Here is a 15,254-nt window from a genome sequence, read left to right as displayed (position 1 = left end):
ACCGAGGTAGCAGAAGACACCTAGTAAGAAGTGGAAAATGACTAACTGGTAGGGACCACCGTTGTATAACCACTCATCTAAGGAAGCAGCTTCCCAGATGGGGTAGAAGTGGAGTCCAATCGCGTTGGAAGAGGGAACAACCGCACCGGAGATGATGTTGTTTCCGTAGAGTAGAGAACCAGCTACAGGCTCGCGGATACCGTCGATATCTACAGGAGGAGCGGCGATAAAGGCGATGATGAAGCAGGTGGTGGCGGTGAGCAGGGTGGGGATCATGATGACACCGAACCAACCGACATAAAGACGGTTGTTGGTGCTGGTGATCCACTGACAGAACTGCTCCCACAGGGAAGCGCTCTCGCGCTGTTGTAGAGTTGTAGTCATGGTTGGATAATTTCTGTATGTATTAGGTTGTCAAGGTTCGTTGTTTGACATGAGTTAATACTATCGGCTTTTTATAGTTATGTAAAGGGGTTTTAAGAAATGTTTTTTTATCAATGTCATAACTTTTACTTATATAACTGATGTTCAGGTAAACTAGAAGCAGACAAATTCTGCAAAAATAAGCGATGATACCCGAAATTACTGCAAAACTATTGGAAGCGAAGAAGGAAAAAGGCCTGAGTTTCGCTGACCTAGAAGCGATTCTAGGACGAGATGAGGTGTGGATTGCCGCTGTTTTTTACCGGCAAGCGAGCGCCTCCCTAGAAGAAGCAACGAAAATTGTGGCAGCTTTGGGACTGGGAACCGAAATCGTCGCATCCTTAACCGAGTATCCTGTCAAGGGATTGGGTCCTGTTGTCCCCACCGACCCCCTGATTTATCGTTTCTACGAGATCATGCAGGTGTATGGAATGCCACTAAAATCGGTGATTCATGAAAAATTCGGCGATGGCATTATGAGTGCGATCGATTTTACCCTCGACGTGGATAAGGAGGAAGACCCTAAAGGCGATCGCGTTAAAATTACCATGTCGGGTAAGTTTTTACCCTATAAGAAGTGGTGAGTCCGGCCAAAGTCAACGGTAAGGAATTTCTATTCCTTGCCGCTCCTGGTATTTTTCTTAACAAAACTTAACAATTGACGGCAAAATTTTGCTTGCTTTTTTTGGCAGATTTTGGGACAATATTTTTAAAAGAGTTTACTGATAATGGAAATATAACCACTTAATAATAAACGCAACAGTCCCATTATAAGAAAATAATAACCCAAGCCGCCGCAAAAGTCAAGGGATCTCTCCTAATTATGCTGTGAAACTTCTAATTCCTTGAGCGGTGAGGGTTTGGGGAGACTTTTCAGTGATCAGCTTCTGAAGGCAAAAGGCAACAGACAACAGGCAAAAGAAAGAGTCTGACAATTCTCCTGCCTAAAAAGAAGGTTAGAAACTAAGCACATCAAAGCTTTTAGCTTAACCAATTAGGTTTTAGATTCGGTCGAGTAAACAGTAAACAGTATATTTTGAGCCAGAAATACAATCACAAACTCCTCATGAATAGGTTGATGGAAAAATTATTGCTATGATAGTAGGAACACCGACTAATAATCGCATTATTGCTAATTTATTAGTGGCTTTATATACCGCGCTCACAAATCAATGTTATGCCGTTTTTGTCACTGTTCAGCGTTTATGGATACCTGAGCGGCGAATGGCCACTTATCCTGATATTATGGTAATGTCTGAACCTCTGACTTATCAAGAAAGACGCACAGATACTTTTAATTATGATCAAGAAGATAAATTTACTGCTTATCGAACCATTCCAACTTTTCAGGAATATTTATTAATTTCTCAGGAAAAATGTTATATTGAACAGTTTCAAAAAGAAGGCGATTGCGGGTTTTTAAAAGCTTATAAAAATCTTCCTATAATAACTTTAAAATATTTGCGGGTTGAGGTAGAGATAGCAGATATTTATAATAATGTAATCTTCGACAATAGTTAAAATCTATAAGATTTTAATCACAAAAACTAATAAATTTGCTACGTCATTAGCTTTTAAGCCAACATCTTGATAAGGTTCAGCAACCCATTTATTTCTAATATCTTCTTTGCTCATACCTTGAGCAATTAAATCGACAAAATGAACTTCTGATTCATCAAAACGGAGGGCTATTGTTTGGTAATTTTTTTGTTGGTTACTACAGGTTAAAATAAGACGATCAAGACGAATTGTGTAAGTATCCATAAAACCATCTTTATCTTGATCATTTCTAAAGTTTTCAAAAGAAACATATCCCATGTTTAAACCTGGACTCAAAAAAGTTGATAAATTAGTGTCATAATTCTTCAGCTTATGAACTCTTTGACTTTCACTAAGTAAAATGACATCTTCTCTAAAATCATTAAAGTAAATTAAATTTTTTCCATGTTCGAGTGTATCATTATTAATAATCATTATGACAAAAGTAGCAGTATTTCCTCTGAGAAAATGCTGATAACTCTTTTGCAAAAGTTTATTTTTTTCATCCTCCGCAAGATTTTCTAAGGCTACTTTATAGGCTACAGTAGCATCAATAACATCTTTGTTTAAAGGGATCATAATAATTTTAGATGTTAAATTGCTATTGAACCATCCGCAATTGACATCGGCTTCTCTATATTTTAAATTAGCCTCTAAAGCAACCTCTAACGCATCACGCATTTGAGCAATTTTTGATTCCTGCTGTTGCTTATCGTAAAAAGCTTGATCACAGGACGTTAAAGATAACATTAGACTTAGGATAATTGACAACTTGGCAATTTTTATCATTTCATTGTCCTCTATTTAGTAAATTTTATAAGGTCGAAAAATCAGCAAAATCTACTCCTCTATAGATTTAATGTACATCTATAGCGTTTCCTGTTCACAAGAGGTACATTCTCAATCCTGAAAAGCTTAATCAACAAAGGTTAAAGTGTGCCTCGCAGATGCGAGAACCGCTATAACTTAAATAATCAGCCAACAGTAGTACAAAAATGTTATTGCTGATATACTAGAATCTGTACTATCACACATTTTCTTTAGATTGGCTAAATAAAGCCTTGAAACTGCTTAATTACTTAGGATACATCGTAGTCTTGAGTTTAGTCAGTCGGAAAAGTCGGAACTTACAGCCAAACAATTGATCTGAAATATCGGAAATATCAGCTAAAATAAGTAAAAAACTTACCTAATCTATAGTCCATGTTTCAAGCTAATCTATCTAATACGGTGTGGTTCTTCGGTTTTTGTTATGCAATGGACGGGGGTTATAAGGGATGGAACCCTTATATAGAAAGGCATTTGGCGATTTTTGTCAATTGTTTTTGCTCTAGAGCGAACTAATCAATTAAGTCTCTTGCCAGATAAGGATTTAGTCGATTTATGCCCCCCTATCGAACCATACCAAGTAACGAAGAACCTACGGTGTTAAATCTCTTAGATGAGTTGGTTTTTGCCAAAACAGATCAACATCTAGACTATCTTCAAAAAACTATCTTGCAAGGGACCTTAGAAGGTTACAAATACTCAGAAGTTGCCAAAGAATCTCATCTTAGTGAAGGTCATATTCGAGATAGTGCTTCAGAATTATGGAAAATTTTGTCAGAAGTTTTAGGGGAAGATATTACTAAATCAAATATTAGAGCAGTTTTAAAGAAACATAGCTTTATAAATAATAATATGGGACGAGATTTAGTCTCTTTTAATAATGTTCATATTTGTGATCATAATCCATTTTCCCTCAATAATAATAATTATCACTCTGAAATCCAGCGCGATCAACCTTATTTAGATTTAGGTCATATTCCTGAAATAACTCAATTTTATGGGAGAGTTGCCGAATTAAATAATCTAGAAACTTGGATAGTTGCGGAGAAATACCGTTTGGTTACTGTGTTAGGTTTAAAAGGAATTGGTAAAACCACCCTTTCTTTGAAACTGGTTGATAAAATCAAAAATAGTTTTAATTATGTTATTCGCAGAAGTTTGTATTTTTGTCCAAAATTAGATGAACTTTTAAGTGAAATTTTACCCTCTATCAATCCTCAATTGAAGCTCTCTCAAAGTCTTGACAAGAAATTAAATTTATTCTTAGAGTTAATAAAAAGCCATCGCTGTTTGATTATTCTTGATGATTTACAAAGTCTATTTGATTCTAAAAAACTAGCAGGTAATTATCAAAAAGAGTACCAAGATTATCAACTATTGTTTAAAAGCATTGCTGAAGTCAATCATCAAAGCTGTTTACTGTTGTTGAGTCAAGAAAAACCTATTGATACGACTTTTTTGGTGCAGAAAAATAAATTCATTAAAACATTAATCATAGAAGGTTTAGGAGAAGATGCCATAGAAATTTTGCGCCATCATAATCTATTAAATGAAGACAGTTGGGAAGCCTTAATTAAATGTTATCAAGGTCATCCTCTTTGGTTAGAATTAGTTGCTAGTTTTATTCAAGAGACATTTTTAGGTAAGGTTGCTGACTTTTTGGAGATTAAATACCCGATTGCCGAAGAAACTTTAGAGCAGACTTTATTAAGTATTTTGCAAAGTTTAACAGAATCAGAGAAACTAATGCTAACAGAATTAGCAAATTTTAATCAACCTATTTCTATTAAAGAAATGATCGACCAAACTTCTCTAGCTTATACAGATTCTTTGAAAGTAATTCAATCTCTAATCAGACGAATAATAGTGGCAAAAGATGAAAACGCTCTATTATGTTTGAATCCTGTTTTTAAAGCTTATGTAATTAATCATCAAATCTAGGGCTGAGTCGAAAGAAAGAGAAATTTTAGCTAATTTTATCGCAATCATAATAGTTTACGAAATTCTACGACTGTCAAATAGTTACACCTGCATTTTAATTTCAGGAATTTCCCCATCTTGCCAGCGTTTTTCCAAGGCTGCAAGATACTCATTGCATCTTGTATATTAGTTAATGCCTCTTCCTCAGTATATCCCTACTGCACACTTAAAACTCAAATCTGATAACTGATAACTGATAACTGATAACTGCCTAACCTAAATCTCGGTCTTTAGTGACGGTAATTTCCTTAGATAAATGTCGATACCAAGTAAAATAGAGACCGATGGAAAGTAAAAGAAAAACCAAAGCCAAAATCTTCAAACTTTGCCACTGCTTGATGATTAAAACAATCCCCATCATAAACAGGACTAATTGCCAAGGAACGGTAAGAAAAGCGGCGATGATATCCCGTTGATTTTCCGCTTTAATTTTTGCCTGTAGGTTAGGTTTAACACTGTGACGAACTTCTCCCCAAAAGCCAAAAGGTCGGGTAACATTATAGAAATTTTCCATAACTAAACTATCGGTGGGAGGAGTTAACAAAGTAGCGATAATACAGCCAGCTAAAGCGAACAAACTCGGCACAAGAAAGAGAATAAGTTCCTGATATTGACTGTGACGAAAGAAAGGTAAAATTATCACTTGTGAGGCAATAGCCGCAATCATTCCCGCTAAAGTTCCCACGGCAAAACCATAACCATTAAAGCGCCACCAATACCAACGTAATAGGAGAGGAACTGCTAATCCTACCCCTAATCCCGTGGTTAACCAACCCCAAATATCATTGACATTTTGGATATTAAAACTCAAAACTAAGCCAATTACGACCACAAAAACCGAGGCCAGACGACCTTGAAAAACTAACTCCTGTTCTCCCGCATTTGGTTTCAAAAAAGCTTGATAGATATCTTTGACCCAATAGGCAGCACTAGCGTTAATAACTGCGTTAAAAGTGGACATAGCTGCCGCTAAAAAAGCAGCAATTAATAACCCTTTCATCCCCACGGGAACGTATTGAGTAATCACCGTGGCCAGAATTCTTTCCGGATCTGTAATCGTGCCTTTAGTTAAACCGTAGTGAATACCTAAAACCGCAAAAGCTGTGACTAGGGGCCAACGGAAAGAAAGCAGAACAATCCAGAATAAAGATAATAAACCGGCATCTCGATCGCTTTTGGCGGCTAGGTATCGTTGTAACATATAACCACCGCTGCCGCTGCAACCTTCGATGATGGTTTTAACTAAATAAAAGAAAATCACCCCACCAAACAAATTAAAGATGGCATAATCTCCGGGTAAATCCAAAGTCATCGAAGGAAAAATACTAGCCCAGTCGCTTAAATTCCAAGTTTTTGGCTCCGCTGCCCCCGGAATTGCTACCGTGAAACTATCAGGAAGATTGACAGTAAAAAAAGCAACTGCCGATACATAAATTACCGCCACAAAAATCAGAAACCCTTGAAATAAATCGGTAATTACCCCACCATAAAAACCACTGGCCACCGTATAAATTAAGGTTAGAAGAATTAATATCACCGAAGCAAGACGATCATCCATGCCCAAAAACTGCCCTAAAAATTTCCCCCCCGCAACGGAGAAATAACTCATCGCACCGATAGAGAATAAGAGAGTGGCGACGGCGCTAATAATTCGGGCAAAATTCCCCTGTTTTCCAGTTCCAAAGCGAAATTGCATCCATTCCGCCATGGTCATAACTTGGGCGCGGCGATTCCATTTGCCCATAAAAGCCATGAGAAAGGCCATAATTAGGACGACACCGCCGCGGATTTCGATAAATAGTCCTTTGGGTCCGACGGCGTAAATTAGGGCAGAAATGACCATAGTTCCCGCTAAATCGGTGTTAGCCGCCATTCCCGACACCCCTAACATCCACCAGGGCAAATTGCGATTACCTAAAAAGTAGGATTCTAGACCTTGAGAAGCTTTTTTCTCGGCTATAATCCCGATTATTAGGGTTGCTGCCAGATAAAGCAGGATAATTACATAATCAATTAACTGCATAGTTGAGATCAATTTAACTTTCGATCGTTATAGCATCAATTGACTACGATTTCTGGCTAACGGTTTCTTTTTCTAAGATTTGCACCCGTTGCTCTAGCTTTTTTAAATCTTCCTTTATTTCAATTACTAAAGTAGCTAAACGCTGGAACAGTGGGTCACTTTCCCCGACTACTTCCCCATTTACTATACCTGTTCCCGATCGCCGTTGGGGAATGGGAGCGGCATTTTCCCCGCGGATGGTTATTCCTCGGACCTGACTTTCAAGGCGCTCGACTCGATTGCGGAGACTAATTAACTCCGATCTTACCGCCGCATCCGATTGTGCCTTGCTGGCATTAACAAAACTCAGTATTAGCAAAAGGGAGATAATCAGCGTTAAAAAGCCATAAAAAGAGATTTTAGCTAATTTCATCGATTTTACCCCCTATCTATCTTACCCGGCTTAATGTTAAGAAACGTGGCTAAATCTAAAGCTTGATTGCAATTCCGCCCCCGGGTGATTAGTTGCTCAAAAGAGGATGATAAGGTAAAAAACACGATTTTGTCGAAATTTGGCCTTATCTCTATGTATAAAAACTCAGATAAAGATTTTCTCGGAGCGGCAATCACAGCCGGTTTAGGTGCGGGAATCGTCACTTCCTTTGCTGTCAATCAAGGACAAGACATCGGTACAGCTTTAGGAATTACCGCTTTAGCGGCTGTTTGCGGTGTTATCTGCCGTCATTTTGACCTAATGTGATGCAATCTTCCTCACACCTCCAATTCTGCCGAAAAATCCTGTTTTTTCTCGTATTGATAGGGACCGAGCAGAGCACCCCAAATTCCCTTACCAGTGCCGGGATCTAGGCCTTTATCGTAGGTTTTTAGGCTATGACTCGTCACCTCGAAACCTAAAGCCACCTGATAGGTTGTCCCCTCATAGGTGAATTGACAGCGCTGTTCCGGTTGCGGTTGGGCGATAAACTGGTATTGATTATCAGCGAGAGTATTGACTTTGACCGCTAAAGTGCAGGTAGGCAGGAAAGTTAGGTCTTCTAAGCTAATTTTTCGCAAAATATCGGGATTTTTGCCCGCACCTTGCACGGATTTCAGGTCATTAAACATATAATGCCTAACCTCTAACCCTCCCGATTCCGAGTGCGTTAATCGCCACAGTCGCGGTCGGTAGGGTTGGTCTAAATTGATGATACTGGCCTGTTCGGCAAAAAGCGCGATGCTGTCTTCCCGAAATAAAGGCAACGGACGCAACCATAAACGCAGGTGAACGTACCACACCGGTTCCGCTTGCGCTTGCCGTTGATTTTCAAATTCACCTGCGAGATACCGACCAAAAGTGATTAATTCAGGGGTCATAGCTCAAAAAACTCTCCTTATTGCCTCAAAATTAATCATAACACCCATAGAAATCACTTTTTTGACAAAAATGACCTTCAGGCTAATGGAACCCGCTTAAACCCAGCTATTCCCCCTTTAGTGTACCAATATTCCCAGCGACCGCCAGCAGCACTAGACCAATCCTTGAGGTCAAATTTACCGCTGCCGGAGGGAGTTCCCGCGATGCGATAGACTTTCACCGCTTGACCGTTATTATTCCAGATTAAAGGCCGATCCGGCTCCATCTGTTCGGGTAGAGTCCCGTTAGTTTGCAGAAAATAGGCATCTTGTCCCTTATCGGTGCCGTTGCCGTAGACTTTGGCGATACCATGCTCATCGATCGCCAGAAAAGCACCTTCTTCTAAACCGATAGCGTAGGCGGGCAGTTGATTGTGATTATCGTGTACATTGCGGGCTAAAAAACCAAAAAGGCGACCATATCTTGTTTCGGGATGATCTTGATTGACTCGATCCAAATGGGTATCTGTCACCACTTTTTTGAGAAAAGGAACCCGAATAAAATCACTCCGATAGAAGTCTTTGGTGTTGAAGTGAAAGGGATTATTTAATATTTCCGAACTCAGTACTCCTTCGTGAGTAGGCGCATAGTAAAAATCACCCAGAATAGCCATTCCTGCGCTGGTTCCCGCCACGGGAACTTTTTTCTCATTGATCAGATAATTGATCGCTGTTTCCACCTTTGTGCTTTCCCACAAATCCTCGTACTGATTTTGATCACCACCGGCAAAAAAAAGAATATCGGCATTACGAATATATTCGATAACATCAGGATGATTCGCCGCTTCACGACTATCAATCGATAGTTCCGCCGCCGAGCCGATCAGGGAGCGGTAATTGTCGCAAATCCAATCAGCTTGACCGCCAAGATTGCCAAAGCGCAACACTAAGTAATTACCGCCTTTAGCTCGATTCAATAACCATGTGGTCGCTTGATCTTCTCCTAATTTACCTCCTTCCGCTCCCCCGATTAATAAAATACCCGATCGATGTTTTACCGACTGAAAATTGGCTTGTCCACAACGACAAGAATAACGAAAATCTCGATTATGATTGTCGAACATAGTCTTATACCCTCGCCTCTTAGCTTACTGCTTCTATCCTAGCTTTAACTAGGACAAAATCAGAGTTTTCTACCATAAAAGTTAACAACAAAGCCGATCTATAGCTGAAATCGGTAGCGGCAAAACTCCCTAGTTTACATTCTGTTAAAAATCGTCCTATAATAATCCAAGGCTAGAAACTGGCAATTATTACTGTTGAAGTTGAAAATCGGCGGGCGATATGTTAAACAGACGTTCTTTTTTGCAAGGATTAGGTACAATCGCCTTAGCGGGAGGTTTAAGTGGCTGCGCTTCTGGAAGCGGCAATCTGAGCATTTTTCTCCTATCTGGTTCGATTCCGCCGCGATTACTAACAGATTTTCGGAAAACTATTGCCGAAAAAAAAGTCAATTTTCAGTCGGAAAGGCAGCTGAAAGAGCTATTAAAATTGTTGGAAAAATGGTTAAAAAATCAGGGGCAACCAGCCTCACAATTTTCGATTTCTATTCCTTTTAGGGAACAAAAACCAGCGATCGGTAATTTAGTCACCCTAGGGGATGCTTGGCTAGGAAAAGCGATTACCAACGGCTTAATTCAACCCCTAGATACTTCTCAACTCTCTAATTGGTCAAAACTGCCCCCCCGTTGGCAAGAAAACATGACTCGCAATGCCCAAGGACAACCGCAAACAGAGGGTAAAGTCTGGGGTGCGCCCTATCGTTGGGGAATGACAGTAATTGCCTATAATGAGGAAAAATTCGCTCAATTTGACTGGCGACCACAGGATTGGTCCGATCTATGGCGACCGGAATTAACCGGTAAAATTGCCCTAATTGATAATCGTCGCGAAGTCATCGGTTTAACCCTAAAAAAATTGGGTTATTCTTATAATTCCAGTGATTTAAAGCAAGTTACGGCACTAAAAGACCAGCTATTCGCTTTACAAAAACAGGTAAAATTTTATAGTTCTCAATATTATTTACAACCCCTGATACTCGGTGATGTCTGGCTATCTGTGGGTTGGTCTAATGATATTTTACCCGTGAGCGATCGCTATAATAAAATTAAAGTTGTTGTCCCCAAATCTGGGACTTCTCTCTGGTCAGATGTGTGGGTAAAACCGGTTTTAACTACTCCTAATTCTCTTGTCGAGCAATGGATTGATTTTTGTTGGCAACCAGAATCCGCCACTAAAATTTCTTTATTTACCTCCGGATTATCACCCCTAATTCTCACTCAAAATCCCGACCAAATTTCCCCAGATATTAGAAATAATCCTTTACTTGTTAATCCAGAAGCGATCAAAAAAAGCGATTTTTTAAACCCTTTATCCCCAGCAACCGAGCAAGAATACGAGCAATTGTGGCAAGCAATGCGACAGTTAGTATAGTCAGGAGATACTAGACAAAATTCTGCGAGAATATTGAGGTGAAAATTACATTTACCTAACTGATAACTGATAACTGATAACTGATTAAGCGGCTTGACTTTGGGTTTCTTGGGCGAGAAAAGTAAGGATAGAAGCTTTCTCAATTAACCCCAAAACCCTGCCGTTTTCTTCTACCACTGTCACTTGAGATAAATTTTCTCCTTCCAAAATTTTTACCACATCTAGGAGGGAAGTATTAGACAAAACCAGTTTGAGACTTTCGCTAGTTTGTAATAACTGGCCGATATTTACCTCTGTCCATTGGGAAGTGGGAATCGTTTTCATATCCTCTACATTAATCACTCCTAATAGTTTACCTTCGCTATCGGTAACTAGGAATCTAGACCATTGTTGTTTACCGATAACATAATTATTAGCAAACTCGCGCAGGGTTAAATTAATCGGCACTACAGGACTATTAGGAGAGATAACATCTTTAGCACTGTAGCGACTTAGGAAATCTTGAACCTTAGCTGATTGAGCGGAAAAGCCAGCATTTTGTAGAAGGAAAAAGCCAATTAATAGCGTCCAAGCACTGCCAAATTGACTGATTCCGAGAATTGATAGCGCACCGATGACAATCGCTAACCAACCAAAAAATTGACCGAAACGACTAGCGAATAAAACCCCTTTATTGGGATTGCCCGTTACTTGCCAGACGATGGCTTTAAGGATATTACCACCATCTAGAGGTAAACCGGGGATCAGGTTAAATAACCCTAGGGCGAGGTTGATATAGACCAGGAGAGAAAGAATCGCCGCCAGGGGCGCATTTAAGCTAATATTGGAACCAATAATTAGGAAGATACCGAAGAGCAGTAAACTAACTAAAGGGCCAGCAATTGCTACTAGAAAAGCTTCTAGAGGAGTTTTCGATTCTCTGCCGAGAGTTGCCAACCCACCGAATAAAAAGAGGGTAATTGATTTGACTTCAATCCCTTGGGCGATGGCAACAAAACTATGACCTAATTCGTGGGCAACCACGGAGGCAAATAGGAGAATAGCGGCAAAAAATCCTAAGAGCCAGGGCATGATTCCCGTTAACTGGGGAAACTGACTTAAATCTCCCCCATAGGTTAAGGTAATTAACCCCAGAACGAAGAACCAAGAAGGATTAATATAAAAGGGAATTCCAAAGAGATTCCCGACTCTAATGTTGCCATTCATTTTGTATCTTCTCCAATTATTGGGGACTAACGCCAAGAAGATTAGGTTATCAATTACGCCATTCACTTCTGTTAACAATTGTAACAAAAATGAAAATCTCCCCGGCATTCCTTCAGGGAGTAAAAACCGTCATCCCTGTGGTTCGGTTATTTTCGTAGGAGAATTAAATCAATGATTAATTATTTACGGGGACAAGCGATCGAGGTGCTCAAAACCCCTAATAACCGACTGATCTTGATTTTAGACGTAAACCAGATCGGTTACGAAATCCAAATTCCCTCGCGATTAGCCCTAGACATCGGCAAAGATAACAATGATAGTCGTCAGATTTTTACTCACCTACTCCTTCGCGAGGAGCAGCCTTTATTGTACGGTTTCGGCACCGCTCCAGAGCGAGATCTGTTTCGTCAACTGCTTTCCGTCAATGGGGTTGGGGCGCAATTAGCCCTAGCTTTAATCGATACCTTGGGGATTGAGGAACTTGTGGTGGCGATAGTGACAGGAAATACCAAAATTTTGAGCAAAACCCCCGGAGTTGGCTTAAAAACAGCAGAAAGAATCGCTTTAGAGTTAAAAACTAAATTGGCAGCATGGCGACAACTAAGAGAAGCGACGACGACAACCACGGCAATACTACCGGCAGCGGCAATCCTTGAAGATGTGCAGATGACCCTTTTAGCTTTAGGATACAGCCAAGAGGAGATCGATCGAGCTATGGCAGTCCTCAGTCAAGATGCTTTATTTAGTAAAAATACTCAGCCAGAAGACTGGATTAAAGGAGCCATTAATTGGCTAGGGTAAATCAGTCGTCGGTCGTCGGTCGTCAGAAGATTAGTTTTATTGATTCTCCCCACACCCCACACCCTACACCCTACACCCTACACCCCGCTCCCCACTTCCCCACTTCCCCACTCCCTTGTGAGGGCAAATGTTAAAAAGTATTACGAAAATAGTGAGAAGGTGAACCAGATGCCGCAAAATAGTTGCGTTAGGTCGCTCTAGCTAGGGAAGTCTTGAGACGCTGAGGCGGAAACGAGATAACTTGAGCGTAGTGACCACAACTGCTATAAAATGTCAGATTAAGTTTATTAATCTCACTTAGTTGGGAGGAATCCATCAATGAGTATCGTCACGAAATCGATCGTGAATGCTGATGCTGAAGCTCGTTACCTCAGCCCCGGCGAACTAGACAGAATTAAAGCCTTCGTTGGCAGTGGTGCCGCTCGTTTACGCATCGCCGAAACCCTGACCGGCGCTCGCGAAACCATCGTCAAACAAGCTGGCGATCGCTTATTCCAAAAACGTCCTGACATCGTTTCCCCCGGTGGCAACGCTTACGGCGAAGAAATGACCGCCACCTGTCTGCGTGACATGGACTACTACCTACGTTTAATCACCTACGGAGTAGTTGCTGGTGATGTCACCCCGATTGAAGAAATCGGTTTAGTCGGTGTGCGTGAAATGTACAAATCTTTAGGAACCGACATCGGTGCCGTAGCTCAAAGCGTTCGCGAAATGAAAGAAGTTGCTACTGGTCTTATGTCTTCTGACGATGCTTCTGAAGCTTCTTCCTACTTCGATTACGTGATCGGCTCTATGTCGTAGAATAACTCCTTTGTGAATTGTTCTAGACACACCCCCCGTAAACCTCTTAAGATTAAGCAAAACCCAAGGAAGAACCACCATGCAAGACGCAATTACTTCTGTTATCAACTCTTCTGACGTTCAAGGCAAATACCTTGACTCTAATGCTCTCGGCAAACTGAAAAGCTATTTCGCCACCGGTGAACTGCGCGTGCGTGCCGCTAGTGTCATTAGTGCTAACGCTGCCGGTATCGTTAAAGAAGCTGTGGCTAAGTCCCTGTTATACTCTGACGTAACCCGTCCCGGTGGCAATATGTACACCACCCGTCGTTACGCCGCTTGTATCCGTGACCTCGACTACTATCTCCGTTATGCTACCTACGCTATGTTAGCTGGAGATCCTTCTATCCTCGACGAGCGCGTTCTCAACGGCCTGAAAGAAACCTACAACTCTTTAGGTGTACCCATCTCCTCCACCGTTCAAGCTATCCAAGCGATGAAAGAAGTCACCGCTAGTTTAGTTGGTGCTGATGCGGGTAAAGAAATGGGGATTTACTTCGACTACATTAGCTCTGGCTTAAGCTAGAAATAACGAACTCGGACAAAATAGGTTCGGGAAGCCGAGGATGAGTGCTAGGTCTTTAAAGGCTGAATCTGTCCAAGATAGGTTTTGACGAGCTAGTATTGATCCTTGACTCCCGACCTTTGTTATTTTAGAAAAAGGCCTTCGTTAGTTTGAGCGACAAGTTTTTCAGCGATTAGGAGAAATCAATCCATGCGGATGTTCAAAATCACCGCTTGTGTTCCTAGCCAAAGCCGCATTCGGACACAACGGGAATTACAAAATACCTATTTCACCAAACTCGTTCCCTACGATAATTGGTTTCGTGAGCAACAACGCATCATGAAAATGGGCGGCAAAATTGTCAAAGTGCAGTTAGCGACCGGCAAACCAGGAACTAATACAGGTTTACTGTAATTGGCTGCCACTAGAACTTAAAAAAAAGAGGTCTGGAAAGACCTCTTTTTGCTTTAGGGATTTTTTTCAAACTGCAAAGCGGCAGAGTTGAGACAATAGCGTTTTCCCGTTGGAGGTGGACCATCGTTAAAAACGTGACCGAGATGTGCATCACAGGCGGCACAAACAATCTCTGTCCGCACCATGAAAAAGCTAATATCTCGTTCGTACTTAATATTAGTCTCGTTAGCAGCAGTCCAGAAACTCGGCCAACCAGTACCCGAATCATACTTGCTGTCAGAAGTAAATAACTCCGTACCACAGCAGACACATTTGTAAATACCTTTTTCCTTATTATCGTGATATTTACCCGTAAACGCCCGTTCTGTTCCCTTTTTGCGAGTAACTTGGAACTGTTCGGGAGTTAGCTGGGCCTGCCATTCCGCCTCGGTTTTACGAACTTTTTCTACCATAGTCAGGACAACCGCCATTATGATTAAACTTCCCTTTTTAGTCTAACCTGAGTTCGAGATCTAGGCTTTTTTCATAAACATGAAGTATGACCTGATTTAGCATCAGCTTCTGACGACGTACTCCCCAAAAGGAAAACTTGGTCAGGAAACCCTATAGACTTAGCATAATCTCAGCTTATCAATGGTATAAGTAACAATAGTTTCAAACCCCTTTACAAACCGTTACAAACTCTTTAAGATAGAGACATCATCAATCAATCGTACCTCGATAACTTAATAGGAATCATAAACCAATGACCACCACTCTACAACAGCGCGAAAGCGCTTCCCTGTGGGAGCAGTTCTGCCAGTGGATCACCAGCACCAACAACCGTCTTTATGTCGGCTGGTTCGGTGTCATCATGATCCCCACCCT

The 15,254-nt window shown here is 40.9% G+C and carries 18 protein-coding genes and 1 pseudogene; 11 read left to right on the top strand and 8 right to left on the bottom strand.

Annotated features, from left to right (window positions below; translation table 11 throughout):
- Nucleotides 1-384, bottom strand: a 384-nt coding sequence (locus O9290_RS00240; RefSeq protein ID WP_465246297.1) for a photosynthetic reaction center family protein, incomplete at its 3' end; no start/stop codon positions are given.
- A 185-nt stretch (nucleotides 385-569) separates the two neighbouring features.
- Here O9290_RS00240 and cynS point away from each other — a divergent pair.
- Both cynS and O9290_RS00230 read left to right on the top strand, forming a co-directional pair.
- The gene (cynS, locus tag O9290_RS00235; RefSeq protein WP_012264521.1) at nucleotides 570-1,007 is read left to right on the top strand and encodes a cyanase; all 438 of its coding nucleotides are present in this window, start codon (nucleotides 570-572) and stop codon (nucleotides 1,005-1,007) included.
- Between the two features lie 502 nt (nucleotides 1,008-1,509).
- Nucleotides 1,510-1,944, top strand: a complete 435-nt coding sequence (locus O9290_RS00230) for a Uma2 family endonuclease (protein WP_223211750.1) — start codon at nucleotides 1,510-1,512, stop codon at nucleotides 1,942-1,944.
- 3 nt (nucleotides 1,945-1,947) lie between these two features.
- On the opposite strand, the gene O9290_RS00225 is transcribed toward O9290_RS00230, so the two are convergent.
- Entirely contained in the window at nucleotides 1,948-2,712 is a 765-nt protein-coding gene (locus O9290_RS00225; RefSeq protein WP_043996313.1) for a hypothetical protein, read from the bottom strand.
- A gap of 675 nt (nucleotides 2,713-3,387) precedes the next feature.
- On the opposite strand from O9290_RS00225, the gene O9290_RS00220 reads away from it, so the two are divergent.
- The gene (locus O9290_RS00220; RefSeq protein ID WP_287712806.1) at nucleotides 3,388-4,731 is read left to right on the top strand and encodes a helix-turn-helix domain-containing protein; all 1,344 of its coding nucleotides are present in this window, start codon (nucleotides 3,388-3,390) and stop codon (nucleotides 4,729-4,731) included.
- Between the two features lie 250 nt (nucleotides 4,732-4,981).
- On the opposite strand, the gene O9290_RS00215 is transcribed toward O9290_RS00220, so the two are convergent.
- A complete protein-coding gene (locus O9290_RS00215) occupies nucleotides 4,982-6,793 on the bottom strand; it encodes a sodium:solute symporter family protein (RefSeq protein ID WP_288057145.1) in 1,812 nt (603 codons plus the stop codon).
- 43 nt (nucleotides 6,794-6,836) lie between these two features.
- Nucleotides 6,837-7,205, bottom strand: a complete 369-nt coding sequence (locus O9290_RS00210; protein ID WP_288057147.1) for a hypothetical protein — start codon at nucleotides 7,203-7,205, stop codon at nucleotides 6,837-6,839.
- 153 nt (nucleotides 7,206-7,358) lie between these two features.
- On the opposite strand from O9290_RS00210, the gene O9290_RS00205 reads away from it, so the two are divergent.
- The gene (locus O9290_RS00205; RefSeq protein WP_002739017.1) at nucleotides 7,359-7,532 is read left to right on the top strand and encodes a hypothetical protein; all 174 of its coding nucleotides are present in this window, start codon (nucleotides 7,359-7,361) and stop codon (nucleotides 7,530-7,532) included.
- Nucleotides 7,533-7,543: 11 nt separating this feature from the next.
- Here O9290_RS00205 and O9290_RS00200 read toward each other — a convergent pair whose 3' ends face one another.
- Both O9290_RS00200 and O9290_RS00195 read right to left on the bottom strand, forming a co-directional pair.
- Complete coding sequence (locus O9290_RS00200) at nucleotides 7,544-8,146, bottom strand: chromophore lyase CpcT/CpeT (protein ID WP_288057149.1); 603 nt, start codon at nucleotides 8,144-8,146, stop codon at nucleotides 7,544-7,546.
- Nucleotides 8,147-8,223: 77 nt separating this feature from the next.
- Nucleotides 8,224-9,249, bottom strand: coding sequence for a cyanophycinase (locus O9290_RS00195; RefSeq protein ID WP_288057150.1), 1,026 nt, complete (start codon nucleotides 9,247-9,249; stop codon nucleotides 8,224-8,226).
- 220 nt (nucleotides 9,250-9,469) lie between these two features.
- Between O9290_RS00195 and O9290_RS00190 the strand changes: the two genes are divergently transcribed.
- Complete coding sequence (locus O9290_RS00190) at nucleotides 9,470-10,618, top strand: substrate-binding domain-containing protein (RefSeq protein ID WP_288057152.1); 1,149 nt, start codon at nucleotides 9,470-9,472, stop codon at nucleotides 10,616-10,618.
- A gap of 84 nt (nucleotides 10,619-10,702) precedes the next feature.
- Here O9290_RS00190 and O9290_RS00185 read toward each other — a convergent pair whose 3' ends face one another.
- Nucleotides 10,703-11,932: a site-2 protease family protein gene (locus O9290_RS00185; protein ID WP_288057154.1), complete on the bottom strand. Its 1,230-nt coding sequence runs from the start codon at nucleotides 11,930-11,932 to the stop codon at nucleotides 10,703-10,705.
- A gap of 63 nt (nucleotides 11,933-11,995) precedes the next feature.
- Between O9290_RS00185 and ruvA the strand changes: the two genes are divergently transcribed.
- The 5 genes from ruvA to O9290_RS00160 all read left to right on the top strand — a co-directional run bounded on the left by ruvA (nucleotide 11,996) and on the right by O9290_RS00160 (nucleotide 14,387).
- Nucleotides 11,996-12,625, top strand: coding sequence for a Holliday junction branch migration protein RuvA (gene ruvA / locus O9290_RS00180; RefSeq protein ID WP_288057156.1), 630 nt, complete (start codon nucleotides 11,996-11,998; stop codon nucleotides 12,623-12,625).
- The gene (locus O9290_RS00175; RefSeq protein WP_196219804.1) at nucleotides 12,613-12,759 is read left to right on the top strand and encodes a hypothetical protein; all 147 of its coding nucleotides are present in this window, start codon (nucleotides 12,613-12,615) and stop codon (nucleotides 12,757-12,759) included. The genes ruvA and O9290_RS00175 overlap by 13 nt, the downstream gene beginning before the upstream one ends.
- 184 nt (nucleotides 12,760-12,943) lie before the next feature.
- Nucleotides 12,944-13,429: an allophycocyanin subunit alpha gene (apcA, locus tag O9290_RS00170; RefSeq protein ID WP_002739012.1), complete on the top strand. Its 486-nt coding sequence runs from the start codon at nucleotides 12,944-12,946 to the stop codon at nucleotides 13,427-13,429.
- Between the two features lie 79 nt (nucleotides 13,430-13,508).
- The gene (gene apcB / locus O9290_RS00165; protein WP_002758327.1) at nucleotides 13,509-13,994 is read left to right on the top strand and encodes an allophycocyanin subunit beta; all 486 of its coding nucleotides are present in this window, start codon (nucleotides 13,509-13,511) and stop codon (nucleotides 13,992-13,994) included.
- Nucleotides 13,995-14,183: 189 nt separating this feature from the next.
- Nucleotides 14,184-14,387: a phycobilisome linker polypeptide gene (locus O9290_RS00160; RefSeq protein ID WP_002739162.1), complete on the top strand. Its 204-nt coding sequence runs from the start codon at nucleotides 14,184-14,186 to the stop codon at nucleotides 14,385-14,387.
- Nucleotides 14,388-14,440: 53 nt separating this feature from the next.
- Here the strand turns inward: O9290_RS00160 and msrB are convergent, their stop codons facing one another.
- Nucleotides 14,441-14,857: a peptide-methionine (R)-S-oxide reductase MsrB gene (msrB, locus tag O9290_RS00155; protein ID WP_002758329.1), complete on the bottom strand. Its 417-nt coding sequence runs from the start codon at nucleotides 14,855-14,857 to the stop codon at nucleotides 14,441-14,443.
- 275 nt (nucleotides 14,858-15,132) lie between these two features.
- Here msrB and O9290_RS00150 point away from each other — a divergent pair.
- Nucleotides 15,133-15,254: pseudogene (locus tag O9290_RS00150) on the top strand (photosystem II q(b) protein); the annotation flags it as partial.

The organism is Microcystis sp. LE19-41.2A, assembly GCF_027530405.1.
Classification (GTDB): domain Bacteria; phylum Cyanobacteriota; class Cyanobacteriia; order Cyanobacteriales; family Microcystaceae; genus Microcystis; species Microcystis aeruginosa.
This window is presented reverse-complemented; position numbering and strand designations above follow the sequence as displayed.

Coding starts and splice junctions, on each gene's coding strand:
- O9290_RS00210 (WP_288057147.1), bottom strand. CDS start 7,205: ATGAAATTAGCTAAAATCTCTTTTTATGGCTTTTTAACGCTGATTATC.
- cynS (WP_012264521.1), top strand. CDS start 570: ATGATACCCGAAATTACTGCAAAACTATTGGAAGCGAAGAAGGAAAAA.
- O9290_RS00205 (WP_002739017.1), top strand. CDS start 7,359: ATGTATAAAAACTCAGATAAAGATTTTCTCGGAGCGGCAATCACAGCC.
- O9290_RS00225 (WP_043996313.1), bottom strand. CDS start 2,712: ATGTTATCTTTAACGTCCTGTGATCAAGCTTTTTACGATAAGCAACAG.
- O9290_RS00195 (WP_288057150.1), bottom strand. CDS start 9,249: ATGTTCGACAATCATAATCGAGATTTTCGTTATTCTTGTCGTTGTGGA.
- O9290_RS00190 (WP_288057152.1), top strand. CDS start 9,470: ATGTTAAACAGACGTTCTTTTTTGCAAGGATTAGGTACAATCGCCTTA.
- msrB (WP_002758329.1), bottom strand. CDS start 14,857: ATGGCGGTTGTCCTGACTATGGTAGAAAAAGTTCGTAAAACCGAGGCG.
- O9290_RS00200 (WP_288057149.1), bottom strand. CDS start 8,146: ATGACCCCTGAATTAATCACTTTTGGTCGGTATCTCGCAGGTGAATTT.
- apcB (WP_002758327.1), top strand. CDS start 13,509: ATGCAAGACGCAATTACTTCTGTTATCAACTCTTCTGACGTTCAAGGC.
- ruvA (WP_288057156.1), top strand. CDS start 11,996: ATGATTAATTATTTACGGGGACAAGCGATCGAGGTGCTCAAAACCCCT.
- apcA (WP_002739012.1), top strand. CDS start 12,944: ATGAGTATCGTCACGAAATCGATCGTGAATGCTGATGCTGAAGCTCGT.
- O9290_RS00185 (WP_288057154.1), bottom strand. CDS start 11,932: ATGCCGGGGAGATTTTCATTTTTGTTACAATTGTTAACAGAAGTGAAT.
- O9290_RS00160 (WP_002739162.1), top strand. CDS start 14,184: ATGCGGATGTTCAAAATCACCGCTTGTGTTCCTAGCCAAAGCCGCATT.
- O9290_RS00215 (WP_288057145.1), bottom strand. CDS start 6,793: ATGCAGTTAATTGATTATGTAATTATCCTGCTTTATCTGGCAGCAACC.